The 21,379-nt window shown below is 69.2% G+C and carries 20 protein-coding genes; 5 read left to right on the top strand and 15 right to left on the bottom strand.

Annotated elements, in window-relative coordinates; translation table 11 throughout:
• Positions 1 to 190: 190 nt before the first annotated feature.
• The 8 genes from VKQ35_RS02995 to VKQ35_RS02960 form a co-directional block, all read right to left on the bottom strand.
• Positions 191 to 3,538, bottom strand: a complete 3,348-nt coding sequence (locus tag VKQ35_RS02995; protein ID WP_324358569.1) for a carboxyl transferase domain-containing protein — start codon at positions 3,536 to 3,538, stop codon at positions 191 to 193.
• A 91-nt stretch (positions 3,539 to 3,629) separates the two neighbouring features.
• Positions 3,630 to 4,715: a hypothetical protein gene (locus VKQ35_RS02990; RefSeq protein WP_324358568.1), complete on the bottom strand. Its 1,086-nt coding sequence runs from the start codon at positions 4,713 to 4,715 to the stop codon at positions 3,630 to 3,632.
• An 11-nt stretch (positions 4,716 to 4,726) separates the two neighbouring features.
• Complete coding sequence (locus VKQ35_RS02985; RefSeq protein ID WP_324358567.1) at positions 4,727 to 6,913, bottom strand: xanthine dehydrogenase family protein molybdopterin-binding subunit; 2,187 nt, start codon at positions 6,911 to 6,913, stop codon at positions 4,727 to 4,729.
• Between the two features lie 4 nt (positions 6,914 to 6,917).
• A complete protein-coding gene (locus VKQ35_RS02980; protein ID WP_324358566.1) occupies positions 6,918 to 7,382 on the bottom strand; it encodes a (2Fe-2S)-binding protein in 465 nt (154 codons plus the stop codon).
• Between the two features lie 89 nt (positions 7,383 to 7,471).
• Entirely contained in the window at positions 7,472 to 8,824 is a 1,353-nt protein-coding gene (locus VKQ35_RS02975; RefSeq protein ID WP_324358565.1) for a sensor histidine kinase, read from the bottom strand.
• 184 nt (positions 8,825 to 9,008) lie between these two features.
• Positions 9,009 to 9,710 carry a TPM domain-containing protein gene (locus VKQ35_RS02970; protein WP_324358564.1) on the bottom strand — a complete coding sequence of 234 codons (702 nt, stop codon included), beginning with the start codon at positions 9,708 to 9,710 and terminating at the stop codon, positions 9,009 to 9,011.
• Entirely contained in the window at positions 9,710 to 10,537 is an 828-nt protein-coding gene (locus tag VKQ35_RS02965) for a TPM domain-containing protein (RefSeq protein WP_324358563.1), read from the bottom strand. The genes VKQ35_RS02970 and VKQ35_RS02965 overlap by 1 nt, the downstream gene beginning before the upstream one ends.
• Positions 10,534 to 11,235 (bottom strand): LemA family protein, encoded by a 702-nt coding sequence (locus VKQ35_RS02960; RefSeq protein WP_324358562.1) that lies wholly within the window; start codon positions 11,233 to 11,235, stop codon positions 10,534 to 10,536. The genes VKQ35_RS02965 and VKQ35_RS02960 overlap by 4 nt, the downstream gene beginning before the upstream one ends.
• Positions 11,236 to 11,349: 114 nt before the next feature.
• Between VKQ35_RS02960 and VKQ35_RS02955 the strand changes: the two genes are divergently transcribed.
• On the top strand, positions 11,350 to 12,117 hold the full coding sequence (locus VKQ35_RS02955) for a class I SAM-dependent methyltransferase (protein WP_324358561.1): 768 nt from the start codon (positions 11,350 to 11,352) through the stop codon (positions 12,115 to 12,117).
• On the opposite strand, the gene VKQ35_RS02950 is transcribed toward VKQ35_RS02955, so the two are convergent.
• From VKQ35_RS02950 to VKQ35_RS02925, 6 genes are read right to left on the bottom strand one after another with little or no spacing between them, the layout of a single operon-like run.
• Positions 12,107 to 12,676: an SRPBCC domain-containing protein gene (locus tag VKQ35_RS02950; RefSeq protein WP_324358560.1), complete on the bottom strand. Its 570-nt coding sequence runs from the start codon at positions 12,674 to 12,676 to the stop codon at positions 12,107 to 12,109. The genes VKQ35_RS02955 and VKQ35_RS02950 overlap by 11 nt on opposite strands.
• Complete coding sequence (locus VKQ35_RS02945; RefSeq protein WP_324358559.1) at positions 12,673 to 13,068, bottom strand: DUF1761 domain-containing protein; 396 nt, start codon at positions 13,066 to 13,068, stop codon at positions 12,673 to 12,675. Before VKQ35_RS02945 ends, VKQ35_RS02950 begins: the two co-directional genes overlap by 4 nt.
• Positions 13,069 to 13,103: 35 nt before the next feature.
• Positions 13,104 to 13,709 (bottom strand): TetR/AcrR family transcriptional regulator, encoded by a 606-nt coding sequence (locus VKQ35_RS02940; RefSeq protein ID WP_324358558.1) that lies wholly within the window; start codon positions 13,707 to 13,709, stop codon positions 13,104 to 13,106.
• A gap of 57 nt (positions 13,710 to 13,766) precedes the next feature.
• Entirely contained in the window at positions 13,767 to 14,081 is a 315-nt protein-coding gene (locus VKQ35_RS02935) for a hypothetical protein (RefSeq protein ID WP_324358557.1), read from the bottom strand.
• Positions 14,082 to 14,111: 30 nt separating this feature from the next.
• Positions 14,112 to 14,903 (bottom strand): DUF1365 domain-containing protein, encoded by a 792-nt coding sequence (locus tag VKQ35_RS02930; protein ID WP_324358556.1) that lies wholly within the window; start codon positions 14,901 to 14,903, stop codon positions 14,112 to 14,114.
• Positions 14,900 to 16,261 (bottom strand): NAD(P)/FAD-dependent oxidoreductase, encoded by a 1,362-nt coding sequence (locus VKQ35_RS02925; RefSeq protein WP_324358555.1) that lies wholly within the window; start codon positions 16,259 to 16,261, stop codon positions 14,900 to 14,902. The genes VKQ35_RS02930 and VKQ35_RS02925 overlap by 4 nt, the downstream gene beginning before the upstream one ends.
• A gap of 136 nt (positions 16,262 to 16,397) precedes the next feature.
• Here VKQ35_RS02925 and VKQ35_RS02920 point away from each other — a divergent pair, with 136 nt between their 5' ends.
• The 4 genes from VKQ35_RS02920 (at position 16,398) to VKQ35_RS02905 (ending at position 20,433) form a co-directional block, all read left to right on the top strand.
• A complete protein-coding gene (locus VKQ35_RS02920; RefSeq protein ID WP_324358554.1) occupies positions 16,398 to 17,204 on the top strand; it encodes a DUF1295 domain-containing protein in 807 nt (268 codons plus the stop codon).
• Between the two features lie 9 nt (positions 17,205 to 17,213).
• A complete protein-coding gene (locus tag VKQ35_RS02915; protein ID WP_324358553.1) occupies positions 17,214 to 18,242 on the top strand; it encodes a cyclopropane-fatty-acyl-phospholipid synthase family protein in 1,029 nt (342 codons plus the stop codon).
• Positions 18,243 to 18,266: 24 nt separating this feature from the next.
• A complete protein-coding gene (locus tag VKQ35_RS02910) occupies positions 18,267 to 18,677 on the top strand; it encodes a DUF2177 family protein (protein WP_324358552.1) in 411 nt (136 codons plus the stop codon).
• 154 nt (positions 18,678 to 18,831) lie between these two features.
• Entirely contained in the window at positions 18,832 to 20,433 is a 1,602-nt protein-coding gene (locus tag VKQ35_RS02905) for an AMP-binding protein (RefSeq protein WP_324358551.1), read from the top strand.
• Here the strand turns inward: VKQ35_RS02905 and VKQ35_RS02900 are convergent.
• The gene (locus tag VKQ35_RS02900; RefSeq protein WP_324358550.1) at positions 20,403 to 21,353 is read right to left on the bottom strand and encodes a LysR substrate-binding domain-containing protein; all 951 of its coding nucleotides are present in this window, start codon (positions 21,351 to 21,353) and stop codon (positions 20,403 to 20,405) included. The genes VKQ35_RS02905 and VKQ35_RS02900 overlap by 31 nt on opposite strands.
• Positions 21,354 to 21,379: the final 26 nt, after the last annotated feature.

Here is a 21,379-nt window from a genome sequence, read left to right as displayed (position 1 = left end):
CTCGCGGAGCGAAAGCCGTGCCCAGACAAATTGTGGGGAACAAAGGCGGTCGATGAGGATCGAACCTATGCAGGCAAACGCCCCCCCCCGCCGTTGGTTGCACATTCACACCAGAAAATGGAATTTAACTCCAGTTTCCGACATTCGCGCGTTTGGATCGGTCGCCTGGCGATCTCGCCCGCGGCCGATCTCACCAGCTGTCCACCCACTTCAGCTTCTTCTCCGTCCGCGGCGGCGTGGGCGGCAGGACCTTCAGACCACCGACGATCCAGCGGCGCGTGTCGGCGGGGTCGATGACGTCGTCCAGCGCCGGGTGCGAGCCGCGGGCCATGGCCTTGCCGCTGGCGTAGGCGGCGGCGACCATCTCGTCGAACTTGGCCTTGCGGGCGGCCGGGTCGGCGATGGCGGCGAGCTCGTTGCGGTAGCCGAGCTTCACCGAGCCCTCCAACCCCATGCCGCCGAACTCGCCGGTGGGCCAGGAGACGCAGAACATCGCCGCCTGGTAGCTGCCGCCGGTCATGGCGATGGCGCCCAGGCCGTAGGACTTGCGCAGGATCACCGAGAAGATCGGCACCGTCAGGTTGGCCCCGATCACGAACAGCCGCGAGCAGTGGCGGATCAGGCCGGTCTTCTCGGCTTCTGGCCCCACCATGTTGCCGGGCGTGTCCGACAGCGACAGGACGGGGATGTCGAAGGCCTCGCAGAGTTGCAGGAACCGCGCGGCCTTGTCCGAGGCGTCGCTGTCGATCGCGCCGCCGATATGCATCGGGTTGTTGGCGAAGACCCCCATGGGCTTGCCCTCGACGCGGATGAAGGCGGTGACCATGGCCAGGCCGAACTTGGGCCGCAGCTCCAGCACCGAGCCCTCGTCGGCGATCAGTTCGATCACCTTGCGGACATCGTAGACCCGCAATCGGTTCTCCGGGATCGCGCGGCGCAGCAGCCGTTGATCCGTACACGTCCAATCGGCGAGTGGGCCCTGGAAATAGGCGAGGTACTTCTTCGCGGCCCGCACGGCGTCGGCCTCGTCGTCCACCAGGACGTCGATGGTGCCGTTGGCCTGCATGACCTTGATCGGGCCGATCTCCTCGGGCCGGAAGACGCCAAGGCCGCCGCCCTCGACCATGGCCGGGCCGCCCATGCCGAGCGCCGAGTCCTTGGTGGCGATGATCACGTCACAGCAGCCCAGGATCGCGGCGTTGCCGGCGAAACAGCGGCCGGAGTTGATCCCCACCAGCGGCACGGTTCCGGACAGCTTGCCCCAAAACTCGAAGCCGCGGGTGAAGCCGCCGCCCTCGGTGTCGCCGGGCCTGCCGCCGCCGCCCTCGGTGAAGAACACCGTCGGCGTCCGCCAGCGGTGGATCAGCTCGCTCATCCGGTCGAGCTTCCAGTGGTTGTTGGCGCCCTGGGTGCCGGCCAGCACCGTGTAGTCGTAGGAGAGCACGGCGGTGCGCGCGCGGTCCTCGGCAAAGCGGTCGCCGTTGACGCTGGCCCAGCCCATGATCATGCCATCGGCGGGCGTGGTCTTGACCAGTTCGTCCAGCGAATGCCGCCTGCGCCGCGCCGCCACCACCAGCGGGCCGTATTCGACGAAGCTGCCGGGATCGACCAGGTCCTCGACGTTCTCCCGCGCCGTGCGCTGGCCCGTCTTGCGCCGCCTGGCCACCGCGTCGGGCCGCGCGGCGTCCCTGGCCATCGCCTGGCGGCCCAGCACCTCGGCGAGGTCGGGGCGGATGTAGTCGAGGTCAATAGCCTCTTCCTCGCCACCTTCGCCCGCGCCGACCTCCGCCGCCTCCAGGAAGGCCAGCGGATGGTCCTCGAAGACCGTCTCGCCGACCGTCACGGTGATCTGGCGCAGGACGCCGCTGACCTCGGCGGTGATCACATGCTCCATCTTCATGGCTTCCATGATCATCAGCGCTTGGCCGGCGCGCACCGCGTCGCCCTCGGCGACCGCGATGGCGATCACCGTCCCCTGCAGCGGCGCGCACAGGGCCTGGGTCCCTTCCGGCGCGTCGTGCTCCAAGTCTTCCGTGGACGGCGCGGTTTCCTGTTTGCCAAGCGCCAGGATGGCCAGCGGATCCACGGCGTCGACCTGATAGCCGACCCGTTGCGGAGCGGCCGCGGCCTTCGCCGGGGCGTCGAAATAGAGCTTCGGATGAGCCTGCGTTCCGCCGGTCAGTTCGGCGATGTGCTCGTCGATGAAACGGGTGTGGACGTCGCCCGCCGCCACCTCCGGACGGGCCAGAAGGTGCTGCAGGAAGCCGATGTTATTGGCCGAGCCCTCGATACGGAACTCGCTTAAGGCCCGGTAGGCCTTGGCGACCGCGCGCTCCAGGCCGCCGGCGCCGGCATGCACGATCAGCTTGGCCAACAGGCTGTCGAACCGCGCGCTGGTGCGGTAGCCTGCATAGCCGAAGCCGTCGACGCGGATTCCCGGCCCCGACGGCGGCTCGAAGGCCGTGAGCAGGCCGCCCGCCGGCTTGGCCGATCCGTCCGCGGCCATGGTCTCCAGATTGACCCGGGCCTGCACCGCATGACCGCGCGGCGGCGGAACCTCCGCCTGCGTCAGATGAAGGTCCGCCAGCGTCCCGCCATCGGCGATCTGCAGCTGCAGCCGCACCAGATCGAGGCCGGTGACCTCCTCGGTGACCGTGTGCTCCACCTGCAGCCGCGCGTTACCCTCGATGAACACGAACCGCTCGCGCCCCACCAGGAACTCCATGGTGCCCAGGCTGCGGTAGCCCGCCGCCTCGCCCAGGCTGACGGCGGCGGCGAACAGCTGCTCGCGCAGGGCCGGCGGAACCATGTCGGCCGGCGCGATCTCCACCACCTTCTGCCGCTGGCGCTGCAGGCTGCACTCACGATCCCAGAGGTGGCTGACGGCGCGCCCGTCGCCGATGATCTGCACCTCGACATGCCGCGCCCGCGGCAGGAAGCGCTCCACATAGAGGTCGCCGTTGCCGAACGCGGCCTTGGCCTCCGAGGCGCAGCGATCGAAAGCCGCCGGCAGTTCCGCGGCGTCGGTCACCGGCCGCATGCCGCGCCCGCCGCCGCCCGCCACCGCCTTGATCATCACCGCCCCGTCTTCGCCCAGCTCGGCGAAGAAGGCCTGGGCCTCCTCCAAGCTGGTCGGCCCCGTGGTGCCCGGCAGCACCGGGACGCCACACTCGTGCGCCAGCGCGCGGGCGCGGCCCTTGTCGCCAAACAGCTCCAGCGTCTCCGGCGTCGGCCCCACGAAGGTCAGGCCGGCCTGAGCGCAGGCGCGGGCGAAGGCGGCGTTTTCGCTCAGGAACCCGTAGCCCGGATGCACCGCGTCGCAGCCCGCCGCCTTGGCCGCCGCCACCACGCCATCCATGTCCAGATAGACCGCCGGGCCGGAGCCCTGCAGCGCCTGCGCCTCGTCGGCCTTGCGGGTGTGCAGCGAGGCCGCATCGTCCTTCGAATAGACCGCGACGGTGGCGATCCCCATCTCGGCGGCCGTGCGCGCGATCCGCACGGCGATCTCACCCCGGTTGGCGATCAGAAGCTTCTGCAACGTGCCGTCCCCGCGTCGAACAAGCGGTCTGGCGCCGCCTCACAGGACATTGTGCAAACCTGGGCCGGCCCAGCAACCGCTCATGACCGACCTAGGGCGTGAACTGGCCCCAGCCGTGGCAGCCCTTGCGCGGCGCGGCGGCGTCCCCATCGGTGTCGATGCAGAGCAGCGACGGCCGCGGTCCCACGGAATCCAGGCCCGACGGCTGCGATATCCATTCGATCCTGTCGTTGCGCAGGCCCACGAGAGCCGCGTCCTTGAAGTTGCTGAGGTTGCGGGTGGGATAGCCGCCGAGGTCGATGGACAGCACGGCGTAGCCGGCCTGCCCGCGGTAGGCGCGGACGCCGGGATGCTGGGCGGCGAAACGTTCGACGGGCGCCGGCAACGCGTCCCCGACATGCAGCGACTGCAGGAGCGCGGTCCCGCGGACGCGGGCTTCCTCGCGCTGGCGGTTCATGGCCGGCAGGCCGACGGCGAACGGCAGCAGGGACAGGCCCTGCCAATCGCTGGCGTCGAGCCCGTGGTGCGGGGCGCGCTGGATCGGGGCCGGCGGCGGCGTTGGCGCGCAGACGGCCGACAGGCGAACACCTGGCGCAAGCTGCGGCCGGGTCCAGCGGGACAGGAAGGCCACGCCGTCCTCCAGGGGAAGGTCGCCCGCGTGTGCGGTGAACGGCGAGACCGGCGGATGGCGCTGACGCGCCTGCGCGACCGCGGGGTCCATGGCCGGCGGCGGCCGCTCGGTGTCGGGGGGCGCGCCGAAGGCTCCGGCCAGGCGTCCGCCGCGGAACATCAGCGCGACCATGACACCCGGCGTCGGCGCGCGGTCGTCCCGCTGCGCGGCCGTGCGGCACTCCACATAGGGCTCCCACGCGACCGGATCGGCATAGGTGCGGTACATCGCCAGGCGGCGCGCCGCCACCGGATCGATCATCAGCTGGTCGAGGCTGACGAACGACAGGGCGCCATCGGGGCTCGCGATCTCGAACATCGGCTGGATGGGCCAGGCCGGGTCGATGTCGGCCAGCCGAGCGCGCACCTCGGCCGGGCCAAGCCCCATGAGATCGGAGATTGCAACGCTGCGCGCAGGCGTCTGCGCCCAGGCCGCGGTCGCGCACAGCATCGCCGCCGCCCAGCCCAAGGCGACGAGCCGCATCGCGCGGCCGAGCGCGCCCGCCACCGCGGGCGCCCTTAGGCCTTCAGCTGCTTCGTATCGATCGGCAGGCTGCGGATGCGCTTGCCCGACGCGGCGAAGATCGCGTTGCAGAGCGCCGGGATCACCGGCGGCAGGGCGGGTTCGCCCAGGCCGGTCGGCGGGTAGTCGGTGATCACGAACTTCACCTCCACCGGCGGCGCCGCGGCCATCCGCAGCAGCGGATAGTTGGAGAAGTTGCTCTCCTTGGCTGCTCCGTCGACGATGGTGATCTTCTGGTAGAGCGCGTGGGAAAGCCCCTCGAGCGCCGCGCCCTGCACCTGGTTCATGGCGCCCAGCGGATTGACGATCTGGCGGCCCACGTCGGCGGCGACCCAGACCTTGTCGACCTTGACCGCGCCGCTGGCCGGATTGACGCTCGCCTGCACCACCTCGGCGAAGTAGCCGGCGTGGCTGTAGTGGAAGGCGACGCCCATGGCCGTGCCCTTGGGCAGCTTGGCCCGGCCTTCCCAGCCGGACATCTCCGCGACCTCGGCCAGCACGCCCTTCATCCGCGCGGCGTTGTAGCCGGAGGGGCCATTGCCGACCATCGGCGCGTCGCCCAGCAGCTTCATCTTGAAGGCCACCGGATCGGCGCCGGCGGCATGCGCCAGCTCGTCGATGAAGCTCTGGTTCACGAAGGCCAGCGCATTGGAGCCCGGCGCCCGCATCGGCCCGGTCGGCACGCCCAGCGGGATGGTCGACTGGTCGATCTTGCAGTTGGGCACGAAGCGGGCCGGGAACTCGGTCCCGCCCATGCCGGCGCTGGAGGCGACCTTGTCGCCGTCGCCGAAGGTCACGAAGTGGTCCTGCCAGGCGACCAGATTGCCCTTATCGTCCACGCCGCCCTTGAAATAGTGGTAGCCGGCGGGCCGGTAGAGGTCGTGGTGCATGTCGTCTTCGCGGGTCCACAGCAGCTTCACCGGAGCCCCGGCCTCGCGCGCGATCCAGGCGGCTTCGACCATGTAGTCGTTGCTGAGACGCCGGCCGAAGCCGCCGCCGCAGCGGGTCATGTGGACGGTGATGTCGTCGGGCTTGAGGCCCAGCGTCGCGGCGACCAGCTGGCGGCCGGGCTCCGGGTTCTGGCTCGGCGCCCAGATCTCCATCTTGCCGTCCTTGAAGTGGGCGGTGGTGTTCTGGGGCTCCAGCGGCGCGTGGCTGAGGAACGGATAGGAATAGGCCGCCTCGACGGTGTGCGCCGCGCCCTTCAGCGCCGCGTCGACGTCGCCGTCCTTGCGCAGGTTGGTCATCGGCGCGCCGGCGTTCAGCTCCGCGGCGCGCTTGTCGAAGGCCGCCGTGGATTGTTTGGCGGTCGGGTGGTCCTGCCAGGTCGTCTTGAGCGCGTTGCGGCCCTTGCGCGCGGCCCACCAGCTGTCGGCCACCACGGCGACGCCGGGCAGCAGGCCGTCGAGCTTGGTCCCGCCGTCGACGATGAACACCTTCTTGACGCCCTTGACGGCGCGCGCGGCGTCGAGGTCGGCGGTCGCCACCTTGGCCCCGAACACCGGCGCCTTCTCATAGGTCGCGTAGAGCATGCCCGGCACGCGGACATCGATGCCGAACAACGGCTGGCCGGTGACGATCTTCTTGGTGTCGTACTGCGGCTTGGGCTTGCCGATGATCTTGTAGGCCTTCGGGTCCTTCAGCGGCACCGTCTTGGGGTCGGGCGCCGCGACGCCCGCGCACTGGCCGGCCAGCGTGCCGTAGGGAAGCTTGCGGCCGGTCGAAACGTGGATCACGTGGCCCGCGTCGGTCTTGCAGTCGCCGGACGGGCAGTTCCAGGCGGTGGCCGCGGCGTTGACCAGCATGGCGCGGGCGACCGCGCCAACCTTGCGCAGGTCGTCGTAGTTCATCGGCGTCGCCAGGCTGCCGCCGGCGAACTGGCGTGTGTAGAGCTTGGGGTCGTTGTCCGCCTGTTCGATGCGGACCTTGTCCCATTCGACGTCCAGTTCCTCGGCGATCATCATCGGCAGCGAGGTCTTCACGCCCTGACCGATTTCCGGGTTCTTGGCCATGATGGTGACCAGGCCGTTGGGCGCGATGCGCACATAGGCGTTCAGCGCCTGGGCGCCGGCCTCGGCCGCGCCGGCCTTGGGCGCGATGGAGAAGGAGAGCACCAGGCCGCCGCCGACGACGGAAGCCTTCAGCAGGTCGCGCCGCGAGGCGCCGGTAAGTTCGAGGGTCATGGCGTCAGACCGTCACTTTCTGACCGGAGGCCTGTTTGATGGCCGCCCGGATCCGGGTGTAGGTGGCGCAGCGGCAGATGTTGGTCATCGCCTGGTCGATGTCGGCGTCGGTGGGCTTGGGCGTCTTCGCCAGAAGCGCCGTCGCCGCCATGATCTGGCCCGGCTGGCAGTAGCCGCACTGGGCCACGTCCAGGTCCATCCAGGCGGCCTGCACCTTCTTGCCGATGGGATGGTTCTCCATGGCCTCGATGGTGGTGATCGCCTTGTCGCCCACCGCCGAGACCGGCAGGACGCAGCTGCGGGTGGCCTTGCCGTCGATGTGCACGGTGCAGGCGCCGCACTGGGCGATGCCGCAGCCGAACTTCGGCCCAAGGATTCCGAGGGTGTCGCGCAGGGTCCAGAGCAGAGGCGTGTCCGCGTCGACGTCGGCCTCCATGACCTTACCGTTGACGTTGAGCTTGTAGGCCATGATCCGCCTCCGCTGGACTTGCTCAATTCTAGAGCCGCACCGCCTATTCCAGCAAGAAAAGACCGTTATGCGGTTGTTCTACCGGACGCTTAGCGCACGGTCGGGAATTCGACGCGGGCGCGGAAACCGTCGGGATCGAAGGCGAAGCTGACGTCGCCGCCCTGGGGCCGCAGGACCAGTTGCAGCAGCCGGGTGCCGAAGCCGGGCTTCTCCGGCGGCGAGACCCGTGGACCGCCGGCTTCGCGCCAGGTGAAGGCCGCGCGGCCCTCGGGCGCCGCGTCCAGGCCCACGGCGACGCGGCCGGACGACGCCGACAGCGAACCGTACTTGACCGCATTGGTGGCCATCTCGTGGACCAGCAGGCCCATGCCGATCGCCATGTCGCCCCGCAGGGTCACCTCGCTCATCTCCGGCTCGAGATCGACGCGGCCCAGGCCGAAGGGGGTGAGCGCCCTGGCCAGCACATCGCCCAGCGGCACCGGCCGGCCGCCCGCCTCCGTCACCAGGTCCTGGGAGTCCGCCATGGCCTGCAGCCTGGCCATGATCAGCTCCAGGAACCCCTCGACGGTCTCCTGTCCGCGGGCGGTCTGGCTGACGATGGCCATCAGGATGGCGATGCCGTTCTTCGCCCGGTGCGCCAGTTCGCCCATCAAGAGCGCGCGCCGCTCCTCGGCGGCCTTGCGCTCGGTGATGTCCAGCGAGGTGCCGACCGCAAGCCGGGCCTCGCCGTCGGCGTTGGTGGCGATGCTGCCGTGCGCCTGAATCCAGCGCTGCTCGCCGGCCGGGGTTATGATGCGGTGTTCGAGGGAATAGACGCCGCCGTCCGGCTGGTCGCGGGCGGCGATGAAGGTTGCGCGGACATCATTCCGATCGTCGGGATGCACAAGCTCCAGATAGCGCTGCACACTCACGGGATCGTCGGGTCCGAGCCCAAAGAGCGCCCGGTTGCGGTCCGACCAGTGCACCCGGTTCGCCTCCAAGTCCCATTCCCAGAAACCGAGGCCTGTGGCCTCCACGGCGACCTCCAGGCGGCGGCGCTGCTCCACCAGGGCGGCGGCCATCTCGCGCCGGTCGGTGACGTCGATCTGCAGGCCGTCCCAGAACACCGACCCGTCCGGCTGCGCGCGCAACAGGGCCGCGACCCGGTGCCAGCGCACCTCGCCGTCGGCGCGGCGCATGGCGACTTCGACATCGAACGGCTTCAGCTCGGCCAGCGCCTGGGCCTCCGCCGCCGCATAGGCCTCGCGGTGTTCCGGCAGGATCATGTCGAAGAAGACCTGGGCGTCGCCCATGATCACCTCGGGTCCGACGCCGTTCACCCCCAGGCAGCGGGGGCCGGCGAAGACGAACCGGCGCGACCACCCCTGATTGACTCCGGCGACCGGCCTGCTCTCGAGCACGAAGGCCATGCCGAGGGCGGTCGCGTCGGTCGACCACCGCACGATGGGATCTTGCGCGCCCAACTCTTCGCCCGAAGCGCTCACCTGGGTTCCGCTTCCCGCCCAACCGCGGCCACAATCTGTAGCGGCCGGGGCGCCGCGGCAATACCAGAAGAACTATGGTGAAGCTTGCCGAAGGCGGGTGCGGCGGATTGCCTCAACCCTTGCCGTGGCAAGGGATCGCCGCTCAGGGCCGGGGCAGCACCACCACGGCGTCGGGCAACTCGTTAGGGTTGTCGCCGGCGTGCGCCGGGAACTTTGCGGCCAAGACCTCGCCGCACAGTCCGATGCAGGCGGCGAAGCCCTCCTCGACCTTGCCGTCGGCCAGGCCCGCGGTCAGCGCCGCCATCGCCTTGTCCCAGACATGCGGCTCAACATGGTCGGCGATGCCTTCGTCGGCGATCAGCTCGGCCATCCGCTCGCCCAGCGAGACGAAGATCAGCACCCCGGTCCGCTCGCGTGTCTGATGCAGGTTCTGGGCGATGAACTGCTCGGCGGCGCGGCGCTGGACCCTCAGGCGCTTTAGCCCCTTTGGCGTCAGGAACCGCCGCACGCCCGGGATCGCCACGATCGCGGCGGTCACGACGAACAGGACGCCTTGGACGACGATGGCGCCGATCAGCGCGTTGCGCACCGCCGTCTCGATCGCCACGCCCACATCCGACGCGCTCCAGCTGGAGAACAGGTCGGGGATGGTGACATGCACGCCGGCCAGCAACAGCACCGCCGGGCCCAGCAGCGCCACCGCCGTCGCCCAGGCGATGACGATCTCGGTGTAGTGGGCGCTCTCCTCGGTGACCACGCAGTAGATTTCGCCGGTGGTCTTGGCCTCCGCGGCGCGCACGGCGGCCTCGATGGCGGTCAGGTCTGATGGACTGAGCGCTTTCATCACCAGCTCCCCGACGATCCGCCGCCGCCAAATCCGCCGCCGCCGCCGCCGGAGAACCCGCCGCCGCCGCCGCCGAACCCATCGCCGCCGCCACCCCAGCCGCCGCCGCGTCCGCCGCCCAGGAACATGAAGGGCAGCCACCAGAACCCGCCCAGGCCGCGCCGGCCGCGCAGCAGGATCGAGAGCACCCAGAAGACGACGAACAGGATGCCGATGATCGGGAAGCCGCGGCGCGGGTCGCGCGGCATGGGCGCGCGGTCCTGGCTCACGTTCGCCGCGTCGGCCTGGGCGACATTGGCCTTGGCCTGGTCGTCCGGGAGTCCGGCCTGGGCGATCAGCGCCTCGGTCCCGTCGATGACTCCCTGCTCCATGTGGCCGGCCTTGAACTGCGGCAGGACCTTGCTGTTGAGGATGACGCTGGTCATGGCGTCGGTGAGCACCGGCTCCAGGCCGTAGCCGACCTCGATGCGCACCTTGTGCTCGCTGGGCGCCACCAGCAGGATCGCGCCATCGTTGACGCCCTTGCGGCCCAGCAGCCAAGTGCGCCCGAGCTGGTAGCCGTAGTCCTCGATCTCATGGCCCTGCAGGTCGGGCACGGTGGCCACCACGATCTGGTGGCCGGTCTGCTGCTCCAGCGCCGCCAGCTCGTTCGTCAGCTTCTCCGCCGTCGCGGGCGACAGCATGTGCGCGTTATCGACCACGCGCCCCGTCAGCGGCGGGAACTTCAGGTCCGCGGCGAAAGCGACGGTGGCGAACGCGAAGACCGCCAGCACGGCCGCCAGCAGCCCCCCTCCGCGGCGGAGGAGGCTGCGGGCGTTGGCGCTCACTTGGGCGCCGGGGTCGCGGGCGGCGGGCTGCCGGGGGTGACGCCGGCGGGCGGCGGCGGCGGGGTGGTGTCGAAGCTCACCGTCGGGGCCGACTGGGCCGACGCCGTCGCCGAGAACAGCACCATCGGCTTGGCGTCCGAGTGCAGCGTCTTGGCCCAGATCACCTGCGGGAAGGTGACCAGCGTCGTGTTGTAGGCCTGGACCGCGTCATTGTAGTCGCGCCGCGCGATGGCGATGCGGTTCTCGGTGCCCTCCAGCTGACTCTGCAGGGCCAGGAAGTTCTCGTTCGACTTCAGGTCCGGGTACTTTTCCTGGATCATCATCAGCCGGCCGAGCACGCCGGACAGCTTGTCCTGCGCCTGCTGGTACTGCTGGAACTGGGCCGGATTGGTGATCGTCGAGGCGTCGACCTTGACCTGGGTCGCCGAGGCGCGGGCCTCGGTCACCTCGACCAGCGTCGACTTCTCCTGGGCGGCGTAGCCCTTCACGGTGTTGACCAGATTGGGGATCAGGTCGCTTCGGCGCTGGTACTGGTTCTGCACCTCGGCCCATTTCGACTGGGCGGCGAGGTTCTGCGTCGGAATGGTGTTGTAGCCGCAGGCGGCCAGCGAAAACGCGGCGGCCACGATCAGGGCGGCGCGCGCCCAGGCCGCGGGCTTCAGGACGGCAAAGGACGGACGGGTCTGGATACGGGTCACGTTGTCAGCTCCCCCAACGGCTCATAGTCGAGCCTGGTCACGGTTATTTGGCCCCACCGTTGATCCGGCGCAACGACATCGGGCATGACAGTTGCGTAACCTGTGCAGGACGCGATGGCGACCACTCATCCCTACTATGCCGAGAAGGGCCTCAGCGCGGCCTTCTACGACACGGTGACCGCCGCCGACGCGCGGCTGGCGGGCGATCTCGAGATCTACGCCAGTCTCTGCCCGCCGGGCGGGACGATCCTGGAACTGGGCGCCGGCACCGGGCGGCTGACCTTCGCGCTCGCCGAGCGCGGCTTCAGTGTCACGGGTGTCGACATCGCGCCCGCCATGCTGGCCCAGGCCAGCGCCAAGCGCGCCGAGCTGGACCCCGCAGTCGCGCGGCGCGTGGAGCTGAAGCGCGGCGACATGACCGCGCTGGACCTCAAACAGACCTTCGACCTGGTCATCTGCCCCTATTTCACGCTCGCCCACGTGCCGCGCGGCGCGGCCTGGAAGAACACCTTCGCCACCGCGTCCCGCCACCTGAAGCCCGGCCGCCTCGCCGCCTTTCATCTGCCCAGGCTGGAGATCATGCGCATGCCGGGGCCGGCAGATCCGGGCCTGCCGGTGCTCGACCAGCCGGCGCCCAGCGGCGGCCGCCTTCAGCTCTTCGTCCGCGAACGGAGCTTCCGCGAGGACGTGGCGCGGATGGACCAGGTGATGGAATATGTCGAGCTCGACGCGCGCGGCGCCGTCCTGCGCCGATCCCTGGAGCGGCAGATCTTCTACTACACCGACCCCGCGCCGCTGGCGGCCGGCGAGCGCCTGACGCCGGAGCGTGATCCCATCCCGCTCGGCGACGTCGGCGACATCCACGTGTTCCTCAAGGCCTAGGACGCTCGCAGTAGGCCTTCAGGTCGGCGAGATACTCCGGATTGTGGCTCTTGAAGAACCCGTAGAGCGCGTCGAACTCCGCGCCCCCGCCATAGCCCACCTGGGACAGGCTGACCTCGGTGTCCCCGCCCGGCAGCGGGTTCAGCGCCATGACGATGGCCAGCTTCGGATAGGCCGCGGCGCCCGGCAACGGCGGGGTCTTCAGGTTGCGGAAGGCGATCATCCGGCCCGGCAGGTAGGCGATGATCTCCTGGCTGATGTCCGGCGGATCGCCGGCCTTGGCCTTGGGATCGAACGCCACGTCCACGCGCCCGCCGACCCTGAAGTCGATGAAACTGCCCGGCGCCACCCAGGCGCGGTAGCTCGCCTGGTCGGTCAGCGCCTTCCAGACTGCCGCCGCCGGCGCGTGGATCGCCACCGTGTCCTGCAGGATTCGCGCCCCGGAGGCCTCGACGCTGGAGGTGTCGCGCACCGCCGCCAGATCGGCTTTGGCGCCGTCGGCCAGCGCAGCGCCAGCGGTCAGGGAGACCGCCGCGGCGATGGCGAGCGCGCGGCTCAATGCCAGGCCCCCAGGATCGTGCCGATCAGGGTGAACTGCAGGGTGGCGTAGCCGCCGTTGATCAGGCCCAGCGTCACGCTGCGCTTTTCGAAGACGTAGGTCATGGCCAGGCCCGCGGCGACCCAGCAGAGGCCGGCGGCGAAGCCTGCCCCAACGCCCAGCATCAGGGCCGGATTGGGGCCCAGGAACATAGCAAAGACCGCCGACTGGATGAGGGCGAGCACGAAGGCGCTGGCGAACATCAGGGGCTTGTTTCCGCCGCGCATCTGTTCGTCGGTGACGCCTGCCGCCGCCTGCCAGCGCTTGGCGAACAGGCCCGAGTACCAGGCGCCGCCGAGCACGAAACTCGCGGCCGCGGCGGCCAGCACCGCCAACCAATTTACATGTGGCATCTCAAACTCCCCCTTTGCTTGGATGATCTCTCAGGTCACGCCGCCGCGCCTTGGCGGGCGCTCTTTTCCAGCAGCGTCATGTGCTGGCGGAGCTGGGCGATGCTGCGGTCGAAATAGGCGATGTCGCGGTGGGTGCGCGCCTGCATGACGCCGCCCTCCATGGTGGTCAGGATGAACTCGGCCAGGCCCTGGATGTCGGTCCCCCTGGGCAGGCGCTCGGCCCCCGCCTCCAGGCAGCCGCCGATGGCGCGGGTCCAGCCGGTGAAGTTGTCGGCCAGCAGCGCGCGGACTGGCGGGTCCGGCTCGTGCAATTCCAGCGCCAGGCTGCCGATCGGACAGCCATAGACGCATTCGCTCTCCAGCAGGGCCGCGCGGTAGCGGTTCAGCAGGGCGAAGATGCGCTCGATGGGGTCCTCGACGCCCTGCCAGGCCGGCTCCAGCAGCATCTGGTGGATGCCGTCGCGGTAGAGCTCCAGCACGCCCACCAGCACGTCCTGCTTGCCCGGGAAGAAGTGGTAGAGGCTGCCGGAATTGGCCTGGCTGCGGCTCAGGATGTCGGCGATCGAGGTCGAGCCGTAGCCCTTCTCCGAAAACAGATCCATCGCGGCCAGCAGGATGCGCAGACGGGTGTCGAGCGACATGGATGGTCCTCGGGCGCGACCTTGGTTGATCGACCCATCAAGACCTTGGTTGATCAATCAGTCAAGGGGCCGCTTTGGGCGGCTGCCCCACCAACCGATGGCCGAGAACGCGGCGATCTCCAGGCCCAGCGCCACAACACCGCCCGTCAGGCCGAGCCCCGCGTCCGGCACGCCCAGACTGCGCCGCTCCGCCGCGAACCAGGGCAGCTTTGAAGTCACGCCGACATCGTCCGGGAGGATCAACTGCACGGTCGCCGCGAACAGGACGACGAACACCAAGGTGATCAGCCAGCCCTGCCAGGTCTGAGGGGTCCAGCCCGTCCCCGTCACCTTCGGCCGGAACCAGGGCTTTGGATTGTCGGCGTCGCTCATCGAACCCTCCTCGGGCCATCGAGCGGGAGACTACGCCGCGAGCCGGGCCTCTGGCGAGACCGTCACGGCGCGCGCGGGCTTTGGCGGGCGGACCCGCACCTTCTCGCCCTTCAGCCAGATCTTCAACGCCTCGAGGTGGATCGCCGCCATGGTTCCCAGCGTCATCCAGGGGTGAGTCAGCCAGGCCTTGATCAGTTCGCCGTCGGTCAGCGGCCGACGCTCGCCCGAGAAGCTCGCGGCCAGGATCAGGCCCTCGGCGTCCGAGGTGTCGACGGCCACCAGCACGCGCTCCTCCGGTCTGAGAATCCGGAAGGCGTAGGTCAGGTCCATGTCCATGAACGGCGAGACGTAGAACTGCTTGGCGCAGCCCTGCTTGATCAGCGCCGCGTTGGGCGCCGGGATCAGATAGCTGTGCCGCTCGCCGAAGGTGTTGTTCACCTCGTAGAGGATCGCCGAGAGCGTGCGGTTGGGCGCATGGCAGAAATAGACGGTGAGCGGGTTGAAGGCCCCGCCCAGGATCTGCGGCATGGCCAGCATGCGGATCGGCCCGCCGGTGGGAATGCCGGCCTCCGCCAGGGTCGCTTCGATCTGCGCCTTCAGCGGCCGCCCCGAGCTGTCGCCGAACCGCCGGGTGTCGAAGCCGAACAGGTTGAAGCGCCCAACGCCGAGCGTCTGCAGCCTGAGGTTGGGTAGCTCATCCAGGTCGATGAGCAGCATGAAGATGCGGTAGGCCAGCTTGTGCTTACGGGGCTTCACCCGGGTGTGGCTGACCAGGCCCGTATAGAGGCCTGAGGCCAGTTCCGCATTTGCCGGGTTGGTCACGCCGCGGCTCCCACGGGCTCCGCAGGCTGCGCGACGTGGATGCGGCCGCTCTCGCCCTCGACGCTCCAGGGCCGGCGCACGCCGCCCAGTTGCTCGGCGACCGCGAGGCCCGCCTGCAGGGCGTCCTCGTGGAAACCGTGGCCGAAGTAGGAGCCGGCGAACCAGGTGTGGTGCTCGCCCTGCAGGCTCCAGATCTCGCGCTGTGCGGCGATGGCGCCGGCGTCGAACAGTGGGTGCTCATAGACCTCGGTCCTGATCACCGCCTCCGGCGCGATCGGCCGGGTCGGCTTGAGGGTCACCAGCAGGTCCTGCGCGCTCTTCAGGCTCTGCAGGCGGTTCATCCAGTAGGTGACGCAGCCATCCTCGGGGTCGTTGCGCCGGCCGATGTGGTTCCAGCTGGCCCAGGCGGCCTTGCGCTTGGGCATCAGGGTCGCGTCGGTGTGCAGGACGGTGAGGTTGCGGCTGTACTTGAAGGCCGAAAGGATGCGGCGCTCCTCCGGCGTCGGGGCGTCCAGCAGGCTCAGCGCCGTGTCGCCGTGGGTGGCGATCACCACCTCGTCGAAGCGCTCCACATGGCCGGTCACGTCGGCCACCTCGGCGCCGCCGGCGACGCGCCTGACGCCGGTCACCCGCGCGCCGGTGCGGATCTCGCCGGCGAAGGCCTCGGTGAGCTTGCGGACATATTGCCGGCTGCCGCCCTGGACCGTGCGCCACAGGCCGCGGCCGAAGACACTCATCATCCCGTGGTTCTGGAAGAAGCGGATCAGGGCGGCGGCCGGATAGGCGCCAATGTGCGCCAGCGGCGTCGACCAGATGGCCGCGGCCTGCGGCAGCAGGTGGTCGTCGCGGAACGCCTGGCAGTAGCCCTTCTCGGCCAGGTAGTCGTCGAGCGAGGTCAGCGGCGCTTCCAGCGCCTCCAGGTCCTTCGGCGCGTGCTTATAGAAGCGCATCACATCGCGCAGCATGCGCCAGAACTGGGCGGAGAAGATGTTGCGCTTCTGGGCGAAGACCCCGGCCAGGCCGAAGCTGGAATATTCGAAGCCGCCATCGTCCAGGCTGAAGCTCAGCGACATGTCGGCCGGAATGCTGGCCACGCCCAGATGATCCAGGAGCGCGGTGAAATTCGGATAGTTTGGCTCGTTGAAGACGATGAAGCCGGTGTCGACCGGGGTCGCGCCGGCTCCGATCCTGCCGGGCTGATTCGGCGCCTCGGCGGTGTTGGCGTGGCCGCCCAGGCGGCCGTCGGCCTCGAACAGCACCACCTCGTGACGGGACGACAGCAGCCAGGCCGCGGACAGTCCCGCGATCCCGCCGCCTACGACCGCAACCCGTAGACGACGCTCATCCGAATCGAACACGCGCAACCTCTTGGCCAAACTTCGGCGCGCCGAAAAACGCACGGCGCGGCCTGATTGAGCTACGGGAGGCTTCCCCCAGCGGATGCATCCGTTTCAAGGTATGACCGGGTATGAGTGAGGTGGGAAGAGGGCGGGCATGATCTGGATCTTGAGCCTCGCGGTGCTGGCTGCGATGACGGTCGTGATGCTGGTCGCCTGGACCTATGGCGTGGCGCGGAAGAACGGCGGCTGGACCGACGTATTCTGGGCGCTCGGCAGCGGGCTAACGCTGGCCGCCGCGGCGCTGTTCCCGCTGGGCGAAGGCGCCATGCCGCAGCCGCGCCAGTGGCTGGTGGCGGCCCTGGTGGCGGTCTGGGGGCTGCGGCTCTTCGCCTATCTCGCGCCGCGCGTCGCTGGCCATCCGCACGAGGATCCCCGCTACGCCAAGTTCCGCGCTGAGTGGGGCAAAGACTACGCGCGCAACATGCTGTTCGTGACGCTCCCGCAGGCGCCGGCCACCGCGCTGATCGCGCTCTCAGTGCTGATCGCCGCCCGCGCGCCGGGCGCGCAGCTTGGGCTGCGCGACGGCCTGGGCGTGACCATGCTGCTGATCGCCATCGGCGGCGAGGCGGTCTCCGACAGCCAGATGAAACGCTTCAAGGCCGACCCTGCCAACAAGGGCAAGGTCGCCGACGCCGGCCTCTGGGGCTGGTCGCGGCATCCCAACTATTTCTTCGATTGGCTGGGCTGGCTGGCCTATCCGGTGATCGGGCTGGATCCCGCCCATCCGCTCACCTGGCTCAGCCTCACCGCGCCGGTGGTCATGTACCTGCTGCTCACCCGCGTTTCGGGCATTCCGCCACTGGAAGAGGCGCAGCTTGCCTCCAAGGGCGAGGCCTACCGTAGATATCAGCAGCGGGTCTCAGCCTTCTTCCCGCTGCCGCCCAAACCACGCGCTGCCTAGAGGATACGTATGAGTCTCGTTTCCAACGCCCTGCTTGCCTTCGAGGGCGCCCCGCTTCCCGACCCCGTGCGCAAGGCCGCGATCCAGGTGCTGGTCTCCGGCGCGCGCCGCCAGGCCGCCTCGGGCGGCCCCGCCGCCGACGCCGCCTTCGCCCGCCAGATGGCCGAGCGGCCGATCGCCGAGCACACCGACGCCGCCAATGAGCAGCACTACGAGGTCCCGGCGGAGTTCTTCCTCAATTGCCTGGGCCCGCGGCTGAAATACTCCTCCTGCCTCTACCAGCCCGGCGACACGCTGGCCCAGGCCGAGGACCGCGCGCTCGCCGAGACCTGCGCCCACGCCGACCTGTTGGACGGCCAGACGGTCCTCGAACTCGGCTGCGGCTGGGGTTCGCTGTCGCTGTGGATGGCCAGAACCTACCCGAAGTCCAAGATCACCTCGGTATCCAACTCGGCCAGCCAGGGCGAGTTCATCCGCGGCCGCGCCGCAGCCGAGGGCCTGACCAACCTCACCGTCATCACCGCCGACATGAACGAGTTCGATCCGCCAAACGCTGGCCGGTACGACCGCGTGGTCAGCGTCGAGATGTTCGAGCACATGGCCAACTGGCGCGCCCTCTTGGGCCGGGTGAAGACCTGGCTGAAACCGGACGGGCGGCTGTTCATCCACATCTTCACGCACAAGACCGGGCCCTACCGCTTCGATATCGAGGACGAGGCTGACTGGATCGCCCAGCACTTCTTCGCCGGCGGCGTCATGCCCAGCCACAACCTGATGCGCCAGTTCCCCGACCTGTTCGAAGTCGAGCAGGACTGGCGCTGGAGCGGCGCCCACTACGAGAAGACCGCGCTGCACTGGCTGGAGAACTACGACCGCAATGTCGAAAAGATTCGGCCCGTCCTGCGCGCCGTCTACGGCGACAAGGCGGTGCTCTGGCATCGGCGCTGGCGGCTGTTCTTCCTGGCCACCGCCGGCCTCTTCGGTCACCGTGGCGGCGAGGAATGGGGCGTGAGCCATTACAGATTGAGGCCTGCCTAGCGGGACTCAATCCACGGGGGGAAAATGCTGAAGTACGTCATCACCTACCTGGGTACAGGCGTGGTCTTCGCCGCGCTCGACGCCGTCTACCTGACCATCGCCGGGTCGAAGGTGGACCGCCCGGCGCTGGACGCGCTGCTGGCCGACACGGTGAACCTGCCCGCGGCGATCGCCTTCTACCTGATGTACGTCTTGGGCGTGCTGGTGTTGGGGATCCTGCCCAACAGGGATGCTGGCCTTGGCAAGACCGCGCGGACCGGCGCCCTGCTGGGCGCCTTCGCCTACGCCACCTACGACCTCACCAACCAGGCGACCCTGAAGATCTGGGCGACCCGGATCACGCTGATCGACATCTGCTGGGGCACGTTCCTGACCTGCGTCGGCGCCAGCCTCGGCTACCTGATCTGGCGCTGGTCGGCGAAGACCTTCGGTTAGCTTCCGCCCCTCCCAATTGTCGCCCGCTTCCTGTCGTGTGATGGTGCCGGCGAGGCCTCCGGACCGTCACGGGCGCGGACTATTTCGTCCCGTCCTCTGAGAGCCTCCAATAGCATTTTAAGCGCCGCTCTCAGTGAGGCGCCGGGAGGATTTGATGGAAGACCTGAAGGCCCCTCCAAGCCAAGAAGGGGTAAGCCTGGACGACCGGCTGACGGAAGCCGCCAACGTCGGCATGACCACCGCCGTCTGGGCGGACCTTAAGCCGAACGCGACCTTCATCCACGATCCCGACGGAGCGACCCACAGCTGGGGCAAGGTCAACGCCCAGGCCAACCGCATCGTGCGCCTGCTGCGCCAGCACGGACTGACCGCCGGCGACGCCGTCGCGCTCGTCTGCTCCAACCGCGCCGAGTTCGTCGAGGTGCTGGCCGCGACCCAGCGCGCGGGCTTGCGGATCACGCCAGTGAACTGGCACCTCACCGCCGATGAGATCGCCTACATCGTCAACGACTGCGAGGCCAAGGCGGTGTTCTGCGAGCAGCGGGTGACCGCCTCGGCCGCGGCCCTGGCCCAATGCCCGAACCTGGCGGTGAAGGTCGCCATCGGCGGCCCGATCACCGGCTGTCTGGACTATGACGCGGCGCTGGCCCCACTGGATGGCGGCGACATCGCCGACCCCGTGCTCGGCAACGCCATGATGTACACCTCCGGCACGACCGGGCGGCCCAAAGGCGTCTACCGCGCCCAGCCGATGGTGGTGATGCAGGCGATGTACGCCATGCGCGGCTACGACCACGCAACGTCCGTCCAGCTCTGCGCGGGACCCGCCTATCACGCAGCCCCCTTGGCCTTCGACGTGCGCGGCGCCATGGGCGCTGGCTGCGAGCTGGTGTTCATGGACAAGTGGGATTCGGAACATGCGCTGCGGCTGATCGCCGAAAAGCGCGTCAGCCACATGCACATGGTGCCGATCATGTTCCAGCGGCTGCTGGCGCTGCCGGACGAGGTGAAGGCCCAGTACGACCTCTCCAGCGTGATCTACATCGTCCACGGCGCGGCCCCCTGCCCGCCGGAGGTGAAGGCGGCGATGATCGACTGGTTCGGCCCGGTGCTCAGCGAATACTACGCGGGCTCCGAAGGCGGCGCGGGCTTCGTGATCAGCTCGGAGGAATGGCTGCAGAAGCCCGGCAGCGTCGGCAAACGCCCGGCGCTGCTCGGCTCCAAGATCCTCGACGAGAACGGCAATGAATGCCCGACCGGCGTGCCTGGCGGCATCTACCACCAGCTGCCGCCCGGCGGCGGCTTCACCTATTACAAGGACGAGGCCAAGACCAACGCCAACCGGGTCGGCGACTACTTCACCATGGGCGACGTCGGCTACTTCGACGAGGACGGCTACCTGTTCCTCACCGGCCGCAACGCCGAGACGATCATCTCCGGCGGGGTAAACATCTATCCGCAGGAAGTCGACAACGAGCTGATCAAGCACGAGGCGGTCGCCGATAGCTCGACCGTCGGCGTGCCGCACGACGAATGGGGCGAGCAGGTGAAGGCGGTGATCCTGCTGAAGCCGGGCTTCCAGCCCTCCGATGCGCTCGCCCAGGAGATCCTGGCCTTCGCCCGCGCCAGCCTGCCGGGCTTCAAGGTCCCGCGCAGCGTCGACTTCGTCACCGAGCTCCCCCGCTCCGAAGCGGGCAAGATTCAGCGTAACAAGGTCCGCGCCCCCTACTGGGAAGGCCGCGCGCGGCAGATCTGACTCCCCTCCCCTGAGGGCAGGGAAATCGCCGCTCTGACTTCGCCCAGAAACCAGTCGACGCCCTCGTCGGCCACGCCGGTGCGGCGCATCACCGACACGCTGATCCGGTTGGGCGGGAACGGCAGGTCCAGCACCTGCAGCCCCAGCCGTTCCGCATGGCGCTCCGCCAGCCGCCGCGAGCAGGTGACCAGGCCGTCGGTGGAGGCGGCCATGGTCAGGGCCGTCAGCCACTGCGGCACGGCCGCCAGCGACTTGGTCCGCACGTGGGCCGGCCCGGTGTCGCCGCCAACCTCGGCGGCCGACCAGGCGTAGATGTGGCCGATCCCGTGCCACTGGGCCTCGTCGATCACGCCGTTCAGCTGCGGATGATCCCGTCGCGCGGCGACGCAGTATTCGTCGTCGAACAACGGCTCGACCGTGAAGCCCGGCCGGGCGGCCCCGAACCGGCCGATGGCGAACTCGATCTCGCCCTTGCGAAGCGCCCGGAACGCATCCTCCTCGCCGGAAAAGCCAATGCCGAAGGTCACCTGCGGCGCGGCGGTCTTCAGCTGGTTGATCAAGGCCGCGCCGATGAGGGCGGTGACGAACTCCGGGGCCGCGAACCGGAAGGCCCGGCGGCTGCGCAGCGGATCGAATCCGGCCTCCTTGGCAAGCGTCTGGCCCGTCAGCTCGATCAGCGCCTCGATCTTCGGCCCCAGCTCCTCGGCCCGCCGCGTCGGCTCGAAGCCATGCGGCCGGCGGATGAACAGCGGATCGTCGAACAGGTCGCGCAACCGGGTGAGCGCGTGGCTGATCGCTGAGGGGCTCAGGCCCAGGCGGTCGGCGACCGTGCTGGCGCGCCGGGTCCGCAGGAGCTCGCGGAACACCAACAGCAGGCCGCCATCCAGCCGGCGGATTTGATTGAGATCGAAATCACTCATCGAGCGTTTTCATTATCACGGCAGAG

The organism is Phenylobacterium sp., assembly GCF_035309685.1.
Classification (GTDB): Bacteria; Pseudomonadota; Alphaproteobacteria; order Caulobacterales; family Caulobacteraceae; genus Phenylobacterium.
This window is presented reverse-complemented; position numbering and strand designations above follow the sequence as displayed.